Consider the following 18827-nt stretch of genomic DNA (forward strand, 5'->3'; position numbering starts at 1 on the left):
GTTATGTCTCACGGCCATGTCATTTCCTCGATGCCGTCCCGGCTCCCCGGCTGTCAGCCGGCTTCCCCTCAAGGTCACCCAAAGAGCAGTTCAACGTTCGAGTCGACGCAGATCCTCAACACGATCACGAGCTGTCGGGCGTCCTCGATGTGCCGCGCGAGCGTGAGGTCACCTTCCTCGGTCTCCCACTCCGTGATGATCTCGGCCAGCCGGGGCAGGATCCTGGCGCAGTCGGCGGCGGATAGATCGCCGGCATCGTCGGGATGGTCAAGGAGGGGCTCAAGCGCCGATGAGATCTCGCTCCATTGCCGGTCCCCACCGAAGCCCCACATGTCCGGCAACGTGAACCCCTCAGCCTGCGCCAAGCGCCGACGGAAGGCCTTGAAACCCGAGTAGGACCAGCTGACGTCCGGGCTAGTGAGGTCACCGTCCCCGGGAAACAGGCACAATCCCACGAAGCCTCCTCGATCGAGACTTCATGATCGAGCTGCCAGGGCGGGTGCGGCAAGTGACTATCTGCCCCCAGCGAGGAATCACGACGGCCTGGCTGCGATCTGCCGCCGGGCGGAGTCCCAGACCACCGTGCCCACGAAGCTGACCGTCGCTTCCATCCCCACTCCCGAGTTGGAGTTGCCCCCGGCAGCACGATGCTCCCGCCCAACACACCGACGGGAGCACACCAGCAACGCTTTCACTCGAATGAGGTACAGCAGCGACCTGCGAATCTCAGCTTGGTGTCGGATCCGACTTCCATCCGACATCGACCGTGAGATTCCTACACGAAGTTTGAGACCCTACAAAGTCTCTGTAGGTTCTCTAGTTCCGTGTCATGCGGCGCCGCCGTGACCTGCGGTTCTATCTGCCGTCTCACGCCGTATCATCCGTCGGCTGTATCAGGTCCGTGTCATTTCCTGAGCTCTCGTGTTCGATGCAAGCCCCGGCTCAGTACCAGACGGTGATCACGTCGGCCTGCCGTACCACCGAGGAACCCTGCGCGTTGAAGAACACAGTCCACGGCTTCTTGTCTGAACGGGTGGGCGAGCCCACGCCGCTCCCGACGGGCTGGCCGCCTGCGGTCGCGAAAAGCAGGTTGCACACGAACGTCCCGAGCGTCGTCGCCGACGAGCGCCTGCGGGACTACGGACGGGTTGATCAGCCCATAATTTGAGTCAGTGCCGAGCGACCGGCGCATCGCACCCGCCTCGGGTGCACTCACCGCGATCGGAGAGCACCGTGAAGAACAGGGCGTTGTGGCGTGTAGTTGACAACGAGAGTGGTAGCCAGTCCATCGTCAGCACGCCCTCCGAGGCGGTCGCGTTCGTCAATAGCCGGTTCGACACCGATGACGACGTCGAGCCGTTCAGCATCACCGAGGTCGGTCCTCTCCTTCCGAAGCCGCTCGGGGTCATCACCGCATGGGCCGCCGAGAAGGACGGCGAGCGAACCGACGGGCGTACTGCCCCGATCACCATCAGGCCGGTTGTGACGGACAACGCCAGCGAGTGCGATGACGTCGTGCTCTGGGGCGACGTGTACGTCTCCTGGGACCACGACATGTACACCGTCGAGGGGCCGGACGGCTCCGAGTACAGCGAGGCTGACAGCACAGCCGAGCTGAGCGCGATCCTCGACGAGTACGCCGACGACTACGAGTACGTGCCCGAAGGGCCCGACAGCCACAGGTGGCCGAAACCGGAAGAGTTGATCACCTACGGCGCCCAGGAGTGTGCCAAGCGGTTCGGGCACCTCGACGACGACGCCCTGCTGTGGCTCGCTGCCACCCGCATCACGCTCGCCGTGTGGCGCAACACACCCGTCGAGAACTGGCATGCCGGGAAGAGTCCGCTGCACGACGGCACCATGATGCGGATCAACACGGCAACCACCCGACTCGTGCGCTCGATGCTGTCGTTCGACCATGTCAACTGGATCGGTCTCGGTCTCGCGATCGTCAACCCGTCCCGGGTTCTACCGACCGGGCAGTCCGTGCTCGAGCTCGGGCTGGCCTGTCACAACCCTGACGACCCGGCGCACGAGGTTGATCCGCGAGACGAACTCGCGGAGATGGCACAGGTCGCGATCTCATGGGGGCGAAGGTACTGCCTTCACGAGAAGGAGTTCGGCCTGCGAACCCTGATCGAATCCTTCTGTGCGTCCGACAACGGCTGGTTCGGATCACCGAGTTGGGGGCGCATCGTCGATCGGTTCCTTACGGCTGTCGACGACCGGGAGAATGCGCACTGGCGCATGCGCCGGGACGATCCTTGGTTCGACGAGTGGTTCACCAACCGGCCGGCCGACATTGCGGACACCACGGAATTTCGTCGGCTGCTTCTTGCCGGGCCTGACTTGCTTTCCGAGGAGGCCGCCGAATGGTGCGTGGATGGTGCCATCGGCTACGTCTGCCAGGACGACCACGCGAACGACTGCTGGCGGTGCGGTATCCCGCTGGCAACGGAGTCCCCAGACGAGTGAACGTGGGCAGCCTCCTCCGCGAGCGCTACGTTCGCATCCGCGCGAGGCTCCCACGCCGGGCCTGAGGCAAGGTCAGCCGAACGAGTGAAGGCGGTGGCCAGCGATTCTCAATCCCATGTCAGGTCGGCCAATCAGATGACATTGCGACTGAGAAAATGACACGGAATTTGAGAACCTACACAGATATCGATCAGGTTTGTGCCATGTCCACGAAGCGCGAGTAGTGGCCCTGGAAGGCCACGGTGATCGTCGCCGTCGGACCGTTACGGTGCTTGCCGACGATGATGTCGGCCTCGCCCGCGCGCGGGGACTCCTTCTCGTAGGCGTCCTCGCGGTGCAGCAGGATGACCATGTCGGCGTCCTGCTCGATGGAGCCAGACTCTCGGAGGTCGGACACCATCGGCTTCTTGTCGGTGCGCTGCTCGGGGCCACGGTTCAGCTGGGAGAGCGCGATGACGGGGAGCTCCAGCTCCTTGGCGAGGAGCTTGAGGTTTCGCGACATCTCCGAGACCTCCTGCTGGCGGCTCTCGGCCCGCTTGGAGCCGCCGGCCTGCATCAGCTGGAGGTAGTCGATGATGACGAGCTTGATGCCGCTGCGCTGCTTGAGGCGGCGGCACTTGGCGCGGATCTCCATCATCGACAGGTTCGGCGAGTCGTCGATGTAGAGCGGGGCCTGCGAGACGTCCGGCATCCGGCGGGCGAGCCGGGTCCAGTCCTCGTCGGTCATGGTGCCGGAGCGCATGTGGTGCAGCGCCACCCGGGCCTCGGCCGAGAGCAGACGCATCGCGATCTCGTTGCGGCCCATTTCGAGGGAGAAGATGACGCTGGGCAGGTTGTGCTTGATGGAGGCGGCCCGGGCGAAGTCGAGCGCGAGCGTGGACTTACCCATGGCGGGGCGGGCCGCGATGATGATCATCTGGCCGGGGTGCAGCCCGTTGGTGAGCGCGTCGAGGTCGGTGAAGCCGGTGGGCACACCGGTCATCTCGCCGCTGCGGGAGCCGATCGCCTCGATCTCGTCGAGCGCGCCCTCCATGATGTCGCCGAGCGGCAGGTAGTCCTCGGTCGTGCGCTGCTCGGTGACCTGGTAGATCTCGGACTGGGCGCGGTTGACGATGTCGTCGACGTCGCCGTCGGCCGCGTATCCCATCTGTGTGATCTTGGTGCCGGCCTCCACGAGGCGGCGCAGCACGGCCCGCTCGTGGACGATCTCCGCGTAGTACGAGGCGTTGGCCGCGGTCGGCACCGACTGCACCAGGGTGTGCAGATACGAGGCGCCGCCGACCCGGGTGATCTCGCCGCGCTTGGTGAGCTCGGCGCCGACGGTGATGGGGTCGGCGGGCTCGCCCTTGGCGTAGAGGTCGAGGATCGCCGCGTAGACCGTCTCGTGGGCCGGCTTGTAGAAGTCGTGGCCCTTGATGATCTCAACGACGTCGGCGATCGCGTCCTTGGACAGCAGCATGCCGCCGAGGACGGACTGCTCGGCGTCCAGGTCCTGCGGGGGGACCCGCTCGAAGGCGGAGATCCCGCTGTCCCAGCCGCCGTCCTCGCTGCCGCGCTCGTGCTGGTCCTCCCGGCCCCGTCCGCGGCCGCCGCGCTCGCGGGTACGCGTCGGGAGCCGGTCGCCGGGTCCGCTGTCGGCCCAGGGATCGTCCATGGGCTCGGGCATGCTCACCGAGCCACCTCCTCCCGTCCGCTCCGCGGACCTCGCCGTGCCCCTCTTTCTTACGCCACGGCTCGGACAAAAAAGGGGCTTTGGCTCCGCTTCTGGCGCGTCGGGCGCCGGTCCACGGTAGGGCCGCGGGCACCGTCAGCCAATCTGGTTATCCACAGGCCCTGTGGGTGAAGGCCCAGATGCTGTGGAGAACTCCCCGGAACCTGTGCACGGACCGGGGGACAGCCATGTGGACAAACTCATAGCCCACTCACCCAAACACCTCTGACCTGCGGTTTTTCCATCCACCGGCTGTGGGGGAGAAAAACTTTGCCACCCGGAGCAAGATCAGAACAAACGGCGCACACCCGAAGGGTCACTCGCCACAAAAGTAAGGGTCACAAAGCAATTGCATCTCTTACCTGTGGAAGATTAGATTGGGCGCATGCACCCGGCTCCCGCGACCCCCAAGGCCGTTCGACGGCAACACGACCGCGAGATCGTCTCGCTCGCCGTCCCGGCCTTCGGCGCACTCGTCGCCGAGCCCCTCTTCCTCATGGCCGACAGTGCCATCGTCGGGCATCTCGGCACCCCCCAGCTCGCCGGGCTCGCCATCGCCTCGGCACTGCTCTCCACCGCCGTCAGCGTCTTCGTCTTCCTCGCCTACGCCACCACCGCGGCCGTCGCCCGCCGGGTCGGCGCCGGCGACCTCAAGGCCGCCATCCGCCAGGGCATCGACGGCATCTGGCTCGCCCTGCTCCTCGGCGCCGCCGTGGTCGCCCTCACCCTGCCCACCGCTCCCGGGCTCGTCGACCTCTTCGGAGCCTCCGACACGGCCGCCCCCTACGCCACCACCTATCTGCGCATCTCCAGCCTGGGCATCCCCGCCATGCTGGTCGTCCTGGCCGCCACCGGCGTCCTGCGCGGCCTCCAGGACACCCGCACGCCGCTCTACGTCGCCATCGGCGGCTTCGCGGCCAACGGCGCCCTCAACCTCGGCCTGGTCTACGGCGCCGGCCTCGGCATCGCCGGCTCCGCCTGGGGCACGGTCATCGCCCAGTTCGGCATGGCCGCCGCGTACCTCTTCGTCGTCGTCCGCGGCGCCCGCCGCCACGGCGCCTCGCTGCGCCCCGACGCCGCCGGCATCCGGGCCTCCGCCCAGGCCGGTGCCCCGCTCCTGGTCCGTACGCTCTCGCTGCGCGCCGTCCTGATGATCGCCACCGCCGTCGCGGCCCGGCTCGGGGACGCCGATGTCGCGGCCCACCAGATCATCCTGTCCCTGTGGAGTCTGATGGCCTTCGCCCTGGACGCGATCGCCATCGCCGGCCAGGCCATCATCGGGCGCTACCTCGGCGCCGACGACGCGACGGGTGCCCGCCAGGTCTGCCGCCGCATGGTCCAGTGGGGCGTGGTCTCCGGGATCGCTCTCGGCGCGTTGCTGATCCTCACCCGGCCGCTCTTCGTCCCGCTCTTCACCAGCGACCCCGCCGTCCAGGACGCGCTGTTCCCCGCCCTCCTCGTCGTGGCGCTCTCACAGCCGATCTCCGGGGTGGTCTTCGTCCTCGACGGCGTCCTCATGGGCGCGGGCGACGGCCCGTACCTCGCCTGGGCCATGCTGCTGACCCTGGCCGTCTTCGCCCCCGTGGCCCTTCTGGTCCCCACGCTGGGCGGCGGCCTCACGGCTCTGTGGGGAGCGATGACGCTGATGATGCTCGTCCGCATGGCCACGCTGTGGTTCCGCGAGCGCTCGGGCCGCTGGCTCGTCACGGGCGCCACGCGCTGAGCGCTGTTTCACGTGAAACCGGCTGTTTCACGTGAAACAGCGGAAGGGCCCGCACCCCTCGGGGTGCGGGCCCTTCCGTACTGCTGAGCGCGTACCGCTGCGCTCACTGCCCGGGGGCAGTGTTACGCGGCGACGACCTCGACGCCGAGCTTCGCGACGACGTCAGCGTGCAGACGCACGGTCACCTCGTGCGAGCCCAGGGTCTTGATCGGCGAACCGAGCTCGACGCGACGCTTGTCGACGGCCGGGCCACCGGCGGTCTTGATCGCGTCGGCGACATCGGCCTGGGTCACGGAGCCGAAGAGGCGGCCGGCGTCGCCGGAGCGAACGGCCAGACGGACCTTCGTGCCCTCGAGCTGGGCCTTGACCTCGTTGGCCTGCTCGATGGTCGCGATCTCGTGGATCTTGCGGGCGCGGCGGATCTGCGCCACGTCCTTCTCGCCACCCTTGGTCCAGCGGAGCGCGAAGCCGCGCGGGACCAGGTAGTTGCGAGCGTAGCCGTCCTTGACGTCGACGACGTCGCCGGCGGCACCGAGGCCGGACACCTCGTGGGTGAGGATGATCTTCATTTTTCGGTCACCCTTCCCTTAGCGCGCGGTGGACGTGTAGGGCAGCAGCGCCATCTCACGGCTGTTCTTGACGGCCGTGGCGACGTCACGCTGGTGCTGCGTGCAGTTGCCGGTCACGCGACGGGCACGGATCTTGCCGCGGTCGGAAATGAACTTCCGCAGCATGTTCGTGTCCTTGTAGTCGACGTACGCGACCTTGTCCTTGCAGAACGCGCAGACCTTCTTCTTAGGCTTGCGCACAGGCGGCTTCGCCATGGTGTTTCTCCTGTGTGATCAAGAAGTGTGGGTACGAGCTGCTTCCGGGGCGCAGGCCCTAGAAGGGAGGCTCGTCCGAGTAGCCGCCGCCGGAACCGCCGGAGTTGCCACCCCAGCCACCGCCGCCGCCCTGCTGGCCGCCGGACGGGGCGCTGGAGGCCCAGGGGTCGTCGGAGGGAGCTCCGCCGCCCTGCTGGCCGCCGCCGGAGTTGCCACCCCAGCCACCGCCGCCGCCCTGCTGCTGGCCGCCGCCGTAGCCGCCCTGGCCACCGCGGCCGGTGGTGCGGGTGACCTTGGCCGTGGCGTTGCGCAGGCTGGGGCCGACTTCCTCGACGTCCAGCTCGTAGACCGTGCGCTTGACGCCCTCGCGGTCCTCGTAGGACCGCTGCTTCAGACGGCCCTGCACGACGACGCGCATGCCCTTCTGCAGCGACTCGGCGACGTTCTCCGCCGCCTGCCGCCAGACCGAGCAGGTCAGGAACAGGCTCTCGCCGTCCTTCCACTCATTGGTCTGCCGGTCGAAGGTGCGGGGAGTGGACGCGACGCGGAACTTCGCGACCGCCGCACCGGACGGGGTGAAGCGCAGCTCGGGGTCTTCGACAAGGTTGCCGACGACCGTGATGACGGTCTCGCCTGCCATGGGTGAACCTCTCGGCGGGATTGCTTACGGCTGCTTACTGCTACTCGAACCCGAGAACGCCTGAGCCGGAGCTCAGTGGGTCTCGGGGCGGAGGACCTTGGTCCGGAGGACCGACTCGTTCAGGTTCATCTGGCGGTCGAGCTCCTTGACGACCGCAGGCTCGGCCTGCAGGTCGATGACCGAGTAGATGCCCTCGGGCTTCTTCTTGATCTCGTAGGCGAGACGACGACGGCCCCAGGTGTCGACCTTCTCGACCTTTCCGTTGCCCTCACGGACGACGGAGAGGAAGTTCTCGATCAGCGGGGAGACAGCGCGCTCCTCGAGATCGGGGTCGAGGATGACCATCACCTCGTAGTGACGCATGTGGAACCCACCTCCTTTGGACTCAGCGGCCACGGTCGTTCCGTGGCAGGAGGGTCGTGATGCGTGCGCAACGGTATCCGCCGCCGCTGACAGTCCCCCTCGGTGAACGAGGGGCTGCCGGCGGATCCAGGTCGGACCTGGGCAGACACCGGTGCAGACCGTACAGAGTACCCGCACATCGCCCTGCGGTTGAAATCCGGTGGTGAGGGGACGCAATCTGTACACAACGGATGTCGGCGGCGTCACACTGGCGCCGCCTTCCGCCAGGCACGCCAGGAGGTGCCCCATGGCACAGGCAATGCGACCCGACCCCGGCCACTCCCTCTTCGCAACGGACGGCAAACCCCATCCGCTCCAGGACACCCTGGTCGTCGTCACCCTCGCGCTCGGCATCCTCGCCTTCGTCGTGGGCTTCTTCGACAACCTGCACCTGCTGGCGTCCTGGGCAGGTCTGATCGGCATCCTCACCGGCGCCTACGGACAGTTCATCTCCGCCACGACCCGCGAGCGCTTCGCGCTGATCGTCGGACTCGGCGCCGCGGCAGTGGGCTTCTACCTCGGCATGGCCCACGGCGGCCTCTTCGGCGGCGTGATCAGCTAGCCGCGCAAGGGCCCCGGGCCCGTCACCTGGGCCCCTGCCGGGCCCGGGCGGGCCACGGGGCCCTCCGGGGCGCTCCCCGGTCGCAGTAGGCTTCGGCGCGAGAGCCGCAGCCCCGCAACCGATGGGGACACACCTGCCGAGGAGCGCCCCGCATGAGCCTGACCCTGAGGACCATCAGTCGTGAGCAGCATCTGGCATTCATCCAGAGCCAGCCCGCGGCGAGTCACTGCCAGGTCCCGGCATGGGCTGATGTGAAGACCGAGTGGCGCTCGGAGAACCTCGGCTGGTTCGACAAGTCCGGCGAGCTCGTGGGTGCCGGTCTGGTGCTCTACCGTCAGCTGCCCAAGATCAAGCGCTACTTGGCCTATCTGCCCGAGGGCCCGGTCATCAACTGGTACGCGCCGAACCTGGACGAGTGGCTGCAGCCGATGCTGGCCCACCTCAAGCAGCAGGGCGCCTTCTCCGTGAAGATGGGCCCGCCGGTGGTCATCCGCCGCTGGGACTCGACCGCCATCAAGGCCGGCATCCAGGACCCGGACGTCAAGCGCCTCAAGGACGTCGAGGCCACCCACATCGAGCCGCGCGCCTTCGAAGTCGCCGACCGGCTGCGGAAGATGGGCTGGCAGCAGGGCGAGGACGGCGGCGCCGGCTTCGGCGACGTCCAGCCCCGCTACGTCTTCCAGGTCCCGCTCGCCAACCGCTCGCTGGACGACGTCCTCAAGGGCTTCAACCAGCTGTGGCGCCGCAACATCAAGAAGGCCGAGAAGGCCGGTGTCGAGGTCGTCCAGGGCGGTTACGAGGACCTGGCCGAGTGGCAGCGGCTGTACGAGATCACGGCCGTCCGCGACCACTTCCGGCCGCGCCCGCTCTCGTACTTCCAGCGCATGTGGACCGTCCTCAACAACGAGGACCCCAACCGCATGCGGCTCTACTTCGCCCGCCACAACGGCGTGAACCTGTCCGCCGCGACGATGCTCGTGGTCGGCGGCCACGTCTGGTACTCGTACGGCGCCTCCGACAACATCGGCCGCGAGGTCCGCCCCTCGAACGCCATGCAGTGGCGGATGCTGCGCGACGCCTACGCGATGGGCGCGACCGTCTACGACCTGCGCGGCATCTCGGACTCGCTGGACGAGACCGACCACCTCTTCGGCCTGATCCAGTTCAAGGTCGGCACCGGCGGCGAGGCCGTGGAGTACGTCGGCGAGTGGGACTTCCCGCTCAACAAGCTCCTGCACAAGGCCCTGGACATCTACATGTCGCGCCGCTGACGACCCGTGCGAGGCTTGCGTAGTCTCGTACCGCTCGTACACATCTCTGACTCACCGCAGCCACCAGAAAGGTTCCGGGCCGGCCATGGCGCTCTCCCTCTACGTCGACACCGCTCGCTGGCGGGCGCACCAGAAGACCGTGATCGAGCAGTTCCCGGGCCTCGTCCCGGTCTGCAAGGGCAACGGCTACGGGTTCGGCCACGAGCGCCTCTCGGACGAGGCCGCGCGCTTCGGCTCCGACATGCTCGCGGTGGGCACCACGTACGAGGCCGCGAAGATCAAGGACTGGTTCGGCGGCGACCTGCTCGTCCTCACCCCGTTCCGGCGCGGTGAGGAGCCGGTGCCGCTGCCCGACCGGGTCATCCGCTCGGTCTCCTCGGTGGACGGTGTGCACGCCCTGGTGGGCGCCCGCGTCGTCATCGAGTGCATGAGCTCGATGAAGCGGCACGGCGTCCACGAGGAGGAGCTGCCCAGGCTCCACGCGGCCATCGAGGACGTACGCCTGGAGGGCTTCGCCCTCCACCTGCCGCTGGACCGCCCCGACGGCACCGACGCCGTCGAGGAGGTCATCGCCTGGATGGACCGGCTGCGGGCCGCCCGGCTGCCGCTGCACACCATGTTCGTCAGCCATCTGCGCGCCGAGGAGCAGGCCCGGCTCCAGCAGCAGTTCCCGCAGACCCGCTTCCGGGCCCGTATCGGCACCCGGCTGTGGCTGGGCGACCATGAGGCGACCGAGTACCGCGGCGCGGTCCTCGACGTCACCCGGGTCGCCAAGGGCGACCGCTTCGGCTACCGGCAGCAGAAGACCGCCTCCGACGGCTGGCTCGTGGTGGTCGCCGGCGGCACCTCGCACGGCGTCGGCCTGGAGGCCCCGAAGGCCATGCACGGCGTGATGCCGCGGGCCAAGGGCGTCGCGCGGGCCGGCCTCGCCACGGTCAACCGGAACCTTTCTCCGTTCGTCTGGGACGGCAAGCAGCGCTGGTTCGCCGAACCGCCGCACATGCAGGTGTCGATCCTGTTCGTGCCGTCCGACGCCCAGGAGCCCAAGGTCGGCGACGAGCTGGTCGCACACCTGCGGCACACCACGACGCAGTACGACCGGCTCGTCGAGCGCTGAGCCGCCGCACCGAACCGGAATGACGGAAGCGGCCCCCGGGGAGTCCCCGGGGGCCGCTTCCGCGTATCCGGGCGTCGTCACTCGCGGGGCGTGCCCCAGTCCACCCGCGGGCCCTCCAGGGCCGGTGCCGCGTGCCGCGCCGGGTGCGCCGCCCTGCCGAGCACGAAGACGTCCTCGGCACCGTCCAGAACGCCCCCGGACGGGTCGTCGGAGCCGTCGCGCCGCACCCCGTCCCGATCCGGCGCCAGGATGTCCCGGACGACCAGGGCGCACAGGTAGAGCGTGCCGGCCATGTGCAGCACGATCGCGAACTGGTAGCCGTCGGTCGGCAGCCCTTGCTTGTTCCCGCTGCTCGTGTACGCCAGGTAGAACCAGATCGCGAAGAAGTACAGGACCTCGCAGCCCTGCCACACCAGGAAGTCCCGCCAGCGCGGCCGGGCGAGCGCGGCGAGCGGGATCAGCCACAGCACGTACTGCGGCGAGTAGACCTTGTTGACCAGCACGAAGGCGGCCACGATGAGGAACGCCAGCTGGGCAAGGCGCGGTCTGCGGGGCGCGTTGAACGCCAGATACGCGAGCCCCGCGACCGCCAGCATCATCAGGAACAGGGCCCAGTAGTTCGCCGTCTCCGGGCGCATCTGCTCGCCCGTGAGCTGGCTGATCAGCAGCCACACCGAGCCGAAGTCGACGTTCCGGTCGGTGCTGAAGACGTAGAACTGCTTCCAGCCCTCCGTCGCGAGCACCAGCACCGGCAGGTTCACCACCAGCCAGGCTCCGGCCGCGCCCAGCAGCGCCGTACCGAACGCGCGCCACTTCCCGGCCCGCCAGCACAGCAGCAGCACGGGCACGAGCAGCAGCACCGGATAGAACTTGGCGGCCGTCGCGAGCCCGAGCAGCACCCCGAAGGCGAGCGGCCGGCTGCGCGACCACATCAGCAGCGCGGCGGCCGTCAGCGCCACGGCGAGCAGGTCCCAGTTGATGGTGGCGGTCAGCGCGAACGCGGGCGCGAGCGCCACCAGCAGGCCGTCCCAGGGGCGCCGCCGGTGCGTCCTGGCCACACAGACGGCCAGGACCGCCGCACAGACCATGAGCAGGCCCGCGTTGACCATCCAGTACGTCCGCTCCTGCGCCGTCACGTCCCCGCCCGGCGTCAGCCACGCGGCGACCTGCATGAACAGCCCGGTGAGCACCGGGTACTCCAGGAACGGTATGTCGCCGCCCAGCCGGTCGAAGTACGGGACCAGGCCCTCCGCGAAGCCGCGCCCGGAGAACAGGTGCGGGATGTCGGAGTAGCAGGCGTGGGTGTACTGCGAGGTGGAGCCACGGAACCAGGCCCAGTTGTAGCAGGGCAGCTTCTGCACCATGCCGAGCGCGTACATCCCGAGGGCCACGAGCACGACGACCCTGACCGGGGTCAGCTGCCCGGCGCCGAGCAGCGCCCGGCGTCCGATCGGGCCGCCGATCAGCTCGCTGCCGGCGGCGGCCACCTCGTCCCGTCGGGTGGGGCAGACCACCGGGGGATCCTGCGGAGGGCTCGTCTTCTGGAGGCTCGGCATGGGGGACATCCTGCCGTACGCCCCTGGGAAAACGGTGAGGGCCGCCGCGCCGGTTCCGTACGGGGTACGGAACCGGGCACGACGGCCCTGCGATCGGGGGAGCGGAGCCCCGGGGCTAGCCCACGGTTCCCCATGAGGTGCCGCCGGGTTTGCCGCCGCCTCCGCCGTTGGTCGGGTCGGTGGTGGCGGTACTCGTCGGATCGACGGTGGGTGTGCTGGTGGTTCCACCGCTGCCGGCCCCGCCGCTGTCGGTGCCCGTGCTGGTGCCGCCGTTGTCCTTGCACGGCCAGTCCCAGACGCTGCAGGTCTTGCCCGGGTCGGGCGACTTGGTCGGCTTGTCCGTGGGCGCCTCGGTCGACGGCGTCATGGTCGGCGTCGGCGACTGCGTGGTCGCGGTCGGCGTCGGGGTCGGGCTGACCGCGCCACCGCCGAAGACCGCCTCGCCGTCGAGGTCCTCCGGAGCCGGGAAGCTCTTCGGGTCGGTGCCCTTGAGGGCGGAGGTCATGTAGTCGTGCCAGATCTCCGACGGGAACGACGCACCGTGGATCTTCGCCTGGCCGCCGGTGCCCTTCATGGACTCGAACTTGCGGTCCTTGAGGTTCTCGTCGTCGGGGAAGCGGTACATGTCGATCGCGGTGGAGAGCTGCGGGGTGTAGCCCACGAACCAGGCCGAGTTGTTGCCGTCGGTGGTACCGGTCTTGCCGGCCGCCTCGCGGTCGTCGAGCTTCGCGTTGGTACCGGTGCCGGCCTCGACGACGTCCTTCAGGACGTCGGTGACGTTGCTGGCGACGGCCGTGGTGAACGCCCGCTTGGGCTCGGCCTTGTGCTCGTAGACGACCGTGCCCCGCTGGAGGACCTTGGTCACGGAGAAGACGTCGTTGCGCTCGCCGTTGTTCGCGAAGGTCGCGTAGGCGCCGGCCATGCGGATCGCGCTCGGGGAGGAGATACCGAGCGAGAAGGACGGGACGTCCGCCTTCACCAGCGAGGAGTCGAGCAGACCCGCGTCGATGGCCGACTGGCGCACCTTGTCGATGCCGACGTCCATGCCGAGCTGCACATACGGCGAGTTCAGGGACTTCATCATGGCCTTGCGCAGGTCGACCCTCGGGACGCTCTCGCCACCGTCATTGACCTGACGCCACTCGTTGCCCTTGTCGTCGTACCACGTCGAGCCGTCGTAGTTCTTGATCGTCAGCTTGTTCGTGCCGTTGTAGAAGCTCTTGCTCGGGTCGACGATCCTGCGGGTCTCGGGGCCCTGCACCTTCTCGCCCTTGGGGTCCCGCACACCGTCACGCAGCGCGGCGGCCAGCACGAAGGGCTTGAAGGTCGAGCCGACCTGGGCACCGGTCTGGTCCGCGTTGTTGGTGAAGTGCTTCGTGGCGTCCTGACCGCCGTAGAGGGCGACGATGGCGCCGGTCTCCGCGTTCACCGAGGCACCGCCGAACTGGACGTGGGTGTCCTTCTCCGGGCGCTTCTCCGGGTCGATGTTGTCCTTGTAGACCTTCTGGACCGCCGACTCGAGTGCCTTGACCTTCTTCTTGTCGAAGGTGGTGTGGATCTCGAAGCCGCCCTTGGCGAGCTGCTGGGTCGTGAAGTTGCTGTTGTTCAGGAAGTTGGCCTCGGCCGTCCGCACCAGATAGCCGATCTGGCCACCGAGCTGGGCACCCTGGGTGCGCTGCTTGGTCGGCGGCATCTTGGTGTACTTCGCGCGCTCGGTGGCGTCGAGCTTCCCGTCCTTGACCATCTCGTCGAGGATCCACGACCAGCGCTTCCGGGCACGCTCGGTGTTCGCCTGCGCGCTGGCGTTCGGGTCGATCTCGGGGTAGCCGGCGGGGTCGTAGTAGGTCGCGCCCTTGAGCACCGAGGCGAGCAGGGCGCACTCGCTGGGGTTGAGATCGGTGGCGTCCTTGGCGAAGTACGCGCGGGCGGCGGCCTGGAGGCCATAGGCACCTCGGCCGTAGTACGAGGTGTTGAGGTAGCCCGCCATGATCTCGGGCTTGCCCCGCTCATTGCCGACGCGCATCGAGATGAAGAGTTCCTTCACCTTGCGGGTCACCGTCTGCGACTGGTCGTCGAGGCGGTTGTTCTTCACGTACTGCTGGGTGATGGTCGAGCCGCCCTGGGTCTGGCCGCCCTTGGCCATGTTCCACACGGCGCGGCCGATGCCCATGGGATCGATGCCGGAGTCGGTCCAGAAGGTCTTGTTCTCCGCAGAGACCACCGCGTCCTGCATGGCCTTGGGAATCTCGGCGAAGTCGATGATCTGGCGGTTGACCTCACCACCGGTCGCGGCCATCACCGTGTTGTCGGACCAGTAGAAGACGTTGTTCTGCTGCTTGGCGCTGTCGGCCTCGTTCGGGATGCCCACCATGGCGTACCCGATCGTCGCCGCGCCCATGAGGCTGCCGACGAACGCCAGGAACAGGCCCGTCACGAGCTTCCACGAGGGCATCCAGCGACGCCAGCCGTGCTTGCCGTACCGCGGGTAGTCGATGAGCCGCTTCTTGCCCGGCGGACGCCCGCCGGCGCCGCCGCGACCGCGCCCCGGGCCCTCGCCACGGCCGCCTCCGCCGCCCCCGCGCCGGCCGCCGGGTCCGCCAGGACCACCGCCGCCCTCGGGGGCGCGCCTGCGCCCACCGCGCTGGGCGGCACGACGGGCCTCGGCCCGTCCGCCGTAGGGACGCTCTTCCTCTCCATAGGAAGAAGGCGGCCCGTACGAGGCGGAAGGGGACCCTGTGGCGGCATCACGACCGGGCGCCGGCCTGCGGCCCGGGGGCTGCTGGGCGGCGCGCCGTGCCGCGGCACGACCGCCGTACGGCGGCTGCTGCTGCGGCTGCGGCGGTTTGCGACGGTGCTCGCTCATCGAACGACTACTCCTCGGGCAGGCGCGTACGCCTGGAAGCGGCAGTTGAGTTCCGGTCCCCCCGAAATGCACACGGCCGGACCTCGGAAGAAGCCCCGCCGGGTCGCAGCCGGTCACCCGTTTCACGGACGCCTCGCGGCCTTGCTCGGTTCCCGGTGGTCTGCATGCCGCACAGACTACGCACGGCCAAAACCTCCCTAGAGGGCAAGTTCACCCCAAATCAGGCAACTCGATTGCTGTGAATTGACGATGTGACGCCGGTCACCCGAGTCCCACTTGTCGCGGACATGGGGCCGTTCTATCGTCGGGATGTATCGAGTCGATACATCAGTGCGGCACATCGACTCGACATAGGAGTGTTTTCCGCACGGTCCCCGAGACGAGTCCCGAGAACGGAGGAGGCGACGAATGAGCCGGCGCTCAGGAATCCTCGAGTTCGCCGTTCTCGGCCTGCTCCGCGAGGCCCCGATGCACGGGTACGAGCTGCGCAAGCGGCTCAACACCTCACTGGGCATCTTCCGGGCCTTCAGCTACGGGACCCTCTACCCGTGCCTCAAGACGCTGGTCGCCAACGGCTGGTTGATCGAGGAACCGGGAAGTGCCCCCGAGGAGGCCCTCGCGGCTTCACTCGCAGGGCGCCGTGCCAAGATCGTCTACCGGTTGACGGCCGAAGGTAAGGAGCACTTCGAGGAGCTCCTCTCCCACACCGGCCCCGACGCCTGGGAGGACGAGCACTTCGCCGCCCGCTTCGCCTTCTTCGGCCAGACCGAGCGCGAGGTGCGGATGCGGGTGCTCGAGGGTCGCCGCAGCCGGCTGGAGGAGCGCCTGGAGAAGATGCGCGCCTCTCTCAACCGGACGCGCGAGCGCCTCGACGACTACACGCTTGAGCTGCAGCGCCACGGAATGGAGTCCGTGGAGCGCGAAGTGCGCTGGCTGAACGAGCTCATCGAGAGCGAGCGGGCGGGGCGGGATCAGCGATCCGGCCCCGACGCCCCCGAGGGCGCCGCTCAGCAGCAGAACAGAGAATCCGGAGAAACGGGCGGCCTGCCCCGGCACGGGGGCAGTACCCGGCCGGATCCGTCCGACGACACCGCCAAGTGAAACCCTGCTCTCGCAGGGCTTCCACGATCACACAGGGAGCAACCGGAATGGGTTCGGTTCGCGTAGCCATCGTCGGCGTGGGCAACTGCGCCGCCTCGCTGGTGCAGGGCGTCGAGTACTACAAGGACGCCGACCCGGCGACCAAGGTGCCCGGCCTGATGCACGTCCAGTTCGGCGACTACCACGTCGGCGACGTGGAGTTCGTGGCCGCGTTCGACGTCGACGCGAAGAAGGTCGGCCTCGACCTGTCCGACGCCATCGGCGCCAGCGAGAACAACACCATCAAGATCTGCGACGTCCCGAACAAGGGCGTCACGGTCCAGCGCGGCCACACCCTCGACGGTCTCGGCAAGTACTACCGCCTGACCATCGAGGAGTCCGCCGAGGCCCCGGTCGATGTCGTCCAGGTCCTCAAGGACAAGCAGGTCGACGTTCTCGTCTGCTACCTGCCCGTGGGCTCCGAGGACGCGGCGAAGTTCTACGCCCAGTGCGCCATCGACGCCAAGGTCGCCTTCGTCAACGCCCTCCCGGTCTTCATCGCCGGCACCAAGGAGTGGGCGGACAAGTTCACCGAGGCCGGTGTCCCGATCGTCGGTGACGACATCAAGTCCCAGGTCGGCGCCACCATCACGCACCGTGTGATGGCGAAGCTGTTCGAGGACCGCGGTGTCCGTCTCGAGCGCACCATGCAGCTCAACGTCGGCGGCAACATGGACTTCAAGAACATGCTCGAGCGCGAGCGCCTGGAGTCCAAGAAGATCTCCAAGACGCAGGCCGTCACCTCCCAGATCCCCGACCGGGACCTCGGCGAGAAGAACGTCCACATCGGCCCCTCGGACTACGTGGCCTGGCTGGACGACCGCAAGTGGGCGTACGTGCGCCTTGAGGGCCGTGCCTTCGGCGACGTCCCGCTGAACCTGGAGTACAAGCTCGAGGTCTGGGACTCCCCGAACTCCGCGGGTGTCATCATCGACGCCCTGCGCGCCGCGAAGATCGCCAAGGACCGCGGCATCGGCGGCCCGATCCTCTCCGCGTCGAGCTACTTCATGAAGTCCCCGCCGGTCCAGTACTTCGACGACGAGGCCTTCGCCAACGTCGAGAAGTTCATCAAGGGCGAGGTCGAGCGCTGACCCGACGGTCTCCCTGCGGCCCGCCGGCCGTCGAGATCCCGACGAAGGCTCACTGACGAGGGTCCCCGTGGCACTGCCCGGGGGCCCTCGTCGTATGTGAGTCTTGCTGCCATGTCCGTCGTGCGTGATCTGCGCGTCCTCCTGCGGCTGCGCAACTTCCGCCGCCTGCTGGCCGTCCGCCTGCTCTCCCAGTGCGCCGACGGCGTCTACCAGGTCGCCCTGGCCACGTATGTCGTCTTCTCCCCGGAGAAGGAGACCAGCGCCGCCGCCATCGCCTCCGCCATGGCCGTGCTCCTGCTCCCCTACTCCCTCGTCGGCCCCTTCGCCGGCGTCCTGCTCGACCGCTGGCAGCGGCGCCAGGTCTTCCTCTACGGAAACCTGCTCCGGGCCCTGCTGGCCGGCGGCACCGCGGTGCTCATGCTGGCCTCCGTGCCGGAGTGGCTGTTCTACGCCTCCGCCCTCTCCGTCACGGCCGTCAACCGCTTCGTCCTGGCCGGCCTCTCCGCCGCACTCCCGCGCGTGGTCGACGCCGAACGCCTTGTCATCGCCAACTCGCTCTCGCCGACCGCCGGCACCCTGGCCGCGACCCTGGGCGGCGGTCTGGCCTTCGGCGTACGCCTCGTGGCGGACGACTCCGACGCCGCCGTGGTCCTCCTGGGCGCCGTCCTCTATCTCTGCTCCGCGCTCGCCTCGCTGCGGATGTCCCGCGAGCTCCTCGGTCCCGACCCGGAGCTCCTCCAGCCCCGGCTCTCCGCCGCGCTGGCCTCCACCGCCCGGGGGCTGATGAGCGGGCTGCGCCATCTGTCCGAGCGCCGCGCCGCCGCCCGCGCGCTCTCCGCCGTGACGGTGATGCGCTTCTGCTATGGCGCCCTCTTCGTGACCGTGCTCATGCTCTCCCGGTACGCCTGGAGCACCACGGAGTCGCAGGGCCTTGCCGTCCTCGGGCTGGCCGTCGCCGCCTCCGGGGCCGGGTTCTTCGCGGCGGCCGTGCTCTCGCCGTGGGCGGTGGGGCGTTTCGGCGCCTTCGGTTGGATGACCGTGTGCACGGGTTCCGCCGCCGTACTGACGCCCGCGCTTGGCCTCACCTTCGCCCGGACGCCGTTCCTCGTGGCCGCCTTCGTGCTCGGCCTCATCACCCAGGGCGCGAAGATCGCCACCGACACCGTCGTACAGACCTCCGTGGACGACGCCTATCGCGGGCGGGTCTTCTCCCTCTACGACGTGCTCTTCAACGTCGCCTTCGTCGGCGCCGCCGGGGTCGCGGCCGCGATGCTGCCGCCGGACGGGCGGTCCCCCACGATCGTGCTGCTCGTGACCCTGCTCTACGCACTGCTCGCGCTCGCCCTGGCCCGCACCACCAGAAAGGGGTGATGTTTCACGTGAAACATCACCCCTGCCCGAGACCGCCGCGTCGATGTTTCACGTGAAACATCGACCGTGAAACATCAACCG

General features: G+C 68.5%; 16 protein-coding genes. 8 read left to right on the top strand and 8 right to left on the bottom strand.

The window, feature by feature from the left end; translation table 11 throughout:
- Positions 1-74: 74 nt before the first annotated feature.
- Positions 75-365 (bottom strand): hypothetical protein, encoded by a 291-nt coding sequence (locus tag KV205_RS01135; protein ID WP_306806229.1) that lies wholly within the window; start codon positions 363-365, stop codon positions 75-77.
- Between the two features lie 868 nt (positions 366-1233).
- On the opposite strand from KV205_RS01135, the gene KV205_RS01140 reads away from it, so the two are divergent.
- The gene (locus tag KV205_RS01140; RefSeq protein ID WP_265861367.1) at positions 1234-2475 is read left to right on the top strand and encodes a hypothetical protein; all 1242 of its coding nucleotides are present in this window, start codon (positions 1234-1236) and stop codon (positions 2473-2475) included.
- Between the two features lie 190 nt (positions 2476-2665).
- Here KV205_RS01140 and dnaB read toward each other — a convergent pair whose 3' ends face one another.
- Positions 2666-4129, bottom strand: a complete 1464-nt coding sequence (dnaB, locus tag KV205_RS01145; RefSeq protein WP_265861887.1) for a replicative DNA helicase — start codon at positions 4127-4129, stop codon at positions 2666-2668.
- Positions 4130-4571: 442 nt separating this feature from the next.
- Here dnaB and KV205_RS01150 point away from each other — a divergent pair, with 442 nt between their 5' ends.
- Entirely contained in the window at positions 4572-5909 is a 1338-nt protein-coding gene (locus tag KV205_RS01150; RefSeq protein WP_265861368.1) for an MATE family efflux transporter, read from the top strand.
- A 122-nt stretch (positions 5910-6031) separates the two neighbouring features.
- On the opposite strand, the gene rplI is transcribed toward KV205_RS01150, so the two are convergent.
- From rplI to rpsF, 4 genes are all read right to left on the bottom strand, one after another.
- Positions 6032-6478 carry a 50S ribosomal protein L9 gene (gene rplI / locus KV205_RS01155; RefSeq protein WP_265861370.1) on the bottom strand — a complete coding sequence of 149 codons (447 nt, stop codon included), beginning with the start codon at positions 6476-6478 and terminating at the stop codon, positions 6032-6034.
- A gap of 18 nt (positions 6479-6496) precedes the next feature.
- Positions 6497-6733 (bottom strand): 30S ribosomal protein S18, encoded by a 237-nt coding sequence (gene rpsR, locus KV205_RS01160; RefSeq protein WP_128983236.1) that lies wholly within the window; start codon positions 6731-6733, stop codon positions 6497-6499.
- A gap of 58 nt (positions 6734-6791) precedes the next feature.
- The gene (locus KV205_RS01165) at positions 6792-7373 is read right to left on the bottom strand and encodes a single-stranded DNA-binding protein (protein WP_265861371.1); all 582 of its coding nucleotides are present in this window, start codon (positions 7371-7373) and stop codon (positions 6792-6794) included.
- A gap of 72 nt (positions 7374-7445) precedes the next feature.
- Positions 7446-7736, bottom strand: coding sequence for a 30S ribosomal protein S6 (gene rpsF, locus KV205_RS01170; protein WP_004950685.1), 291 nt, complete (start codon positions 7734-7736; stop codon positions 7446-7448).
- Positions 7737-8022: 286 nt separating this feature from the next.
- Between rpsF and KV205_RS01175 the strand changes: the two genes are divergently transcribed.
- The 3 genes from KV205_RS01175 to KV205_RS01185 all read left to right on the top strand — a co-directional run bounded on the left by KV205_RS01175 (position 8023) and on the right by KV205_RS01185 (position 10725).
- Positions 8023-8337: a hypothetical protein gene (locus KV205_RS01175; protein ID WP_265861383.1), complete on the top strand. Its 315-nt coding sequence runs from the start codon at positions 8023-8025 to the stop codon at positions 8335-8337.
- 152 nt (positions 8338-8489) lie between these two features.
- Positions 8490-9608 (top strand): peptidoglycan bridge formation glycyltransferase FemA/FemB family protein, encoded by a 1119-nt coding sequence (locus KV205_RS01180; protein ID WP_265861384.1) that lies wholly within the window; start codon positions 8490-8492, stop codon positions 9606-9608.
- Positions 9609-9693: 85 nt separating this feature from the next.
- Complete coding sequence (locus KV205_RS01185; protein WP_265861386.1) at positions 9694-10725, top strand: alanine racemase; 1032 nt, start codon at positions 9694-9696, stop codon at positions 10723-10725.
- A 77-nt stretch (positions 10726-10802) separates the two neighbouring features.
- Here KV205_RS01185 and KV205_RS01190 read toward each other — a convergent pair whose 3' ends face one another.
- Together KV205_RS01190 and KV205_RS01195 are read right to left on the bottom strand one after the other, a co-directional pair.
- The gene (locus KV205_RS01190; RefSeq protein ID WP_265861387.1) at positions 10803-12281 is read right to left on the bottom strand and encodes a glycosyltransferase family 87 protein; all 1479 of its coding nucleotides are present in this window, start codon (positions 12279-12281) and stop codon (positions 10803-10805) included.
- Positions 12282-12396: 115 nt separating this feature from the next.
- Positions 12397-15144: a transglycosylase domain-containing protein gene (locus tag KV205_RS01195; RefSeq protein ID WP_265861389.1), complete on the bottom strand. Its 2748-nt coding sequence runs from the start codon at positions 15142-15144 to the stop codon at positions 12397-12399.
- Positions 15145-15552: 408 nt separating this feature from the next.
- Between KV205_RS01195 and KV205_RS01200 the strand changes: the two genes are divergently transcribed.
- The 3 genes from KV205_RS01200 (at position 15553) to KV205_RS01210 (ending at position 18746) form a co-directional block, all read left to right on the top strand.
- A complete protein-coding gene (locus KV205_RS01200) occupies positions 15553-16245 on the top strand; it encodes a PadR family transcriptional regulator (RefSeq protein WP_265861390.1) in 693 nt (230 codons plus the stop codon).
- Positions 16246-16292: 47 nt separating this feature from the next.
- Positions 16293-17375, top strand: coding sequence for an inositol-3-phosphate synthase (locus KV205_RS01205; protein ID WP_265861391.1), 1083 nt, complete (start codon positions 16293-16295; stop codon positions 17373-17375).
- A gap of 111 nt (positions 17376-17486) precedes the next feature.
- Positions 17487-18746, top strand: coding sequence for an MFS transporter (locus KV205_RS01210; protein WP_265861392.1), 1260 nt, complete (start codon positions 17487-17489; stop codon positions 18744-18746).
- Positions 18747-18827: the final 81 nt, after the last annotated feature.

This window comes from Streptomyces sp. SKN60 (genome assembly GCF_026236535.1).
GTDB lineage: Bacteria > Actinomycetota > Actinomycetes > Streptomycetales > Streptomycetaceae > Streptomyces.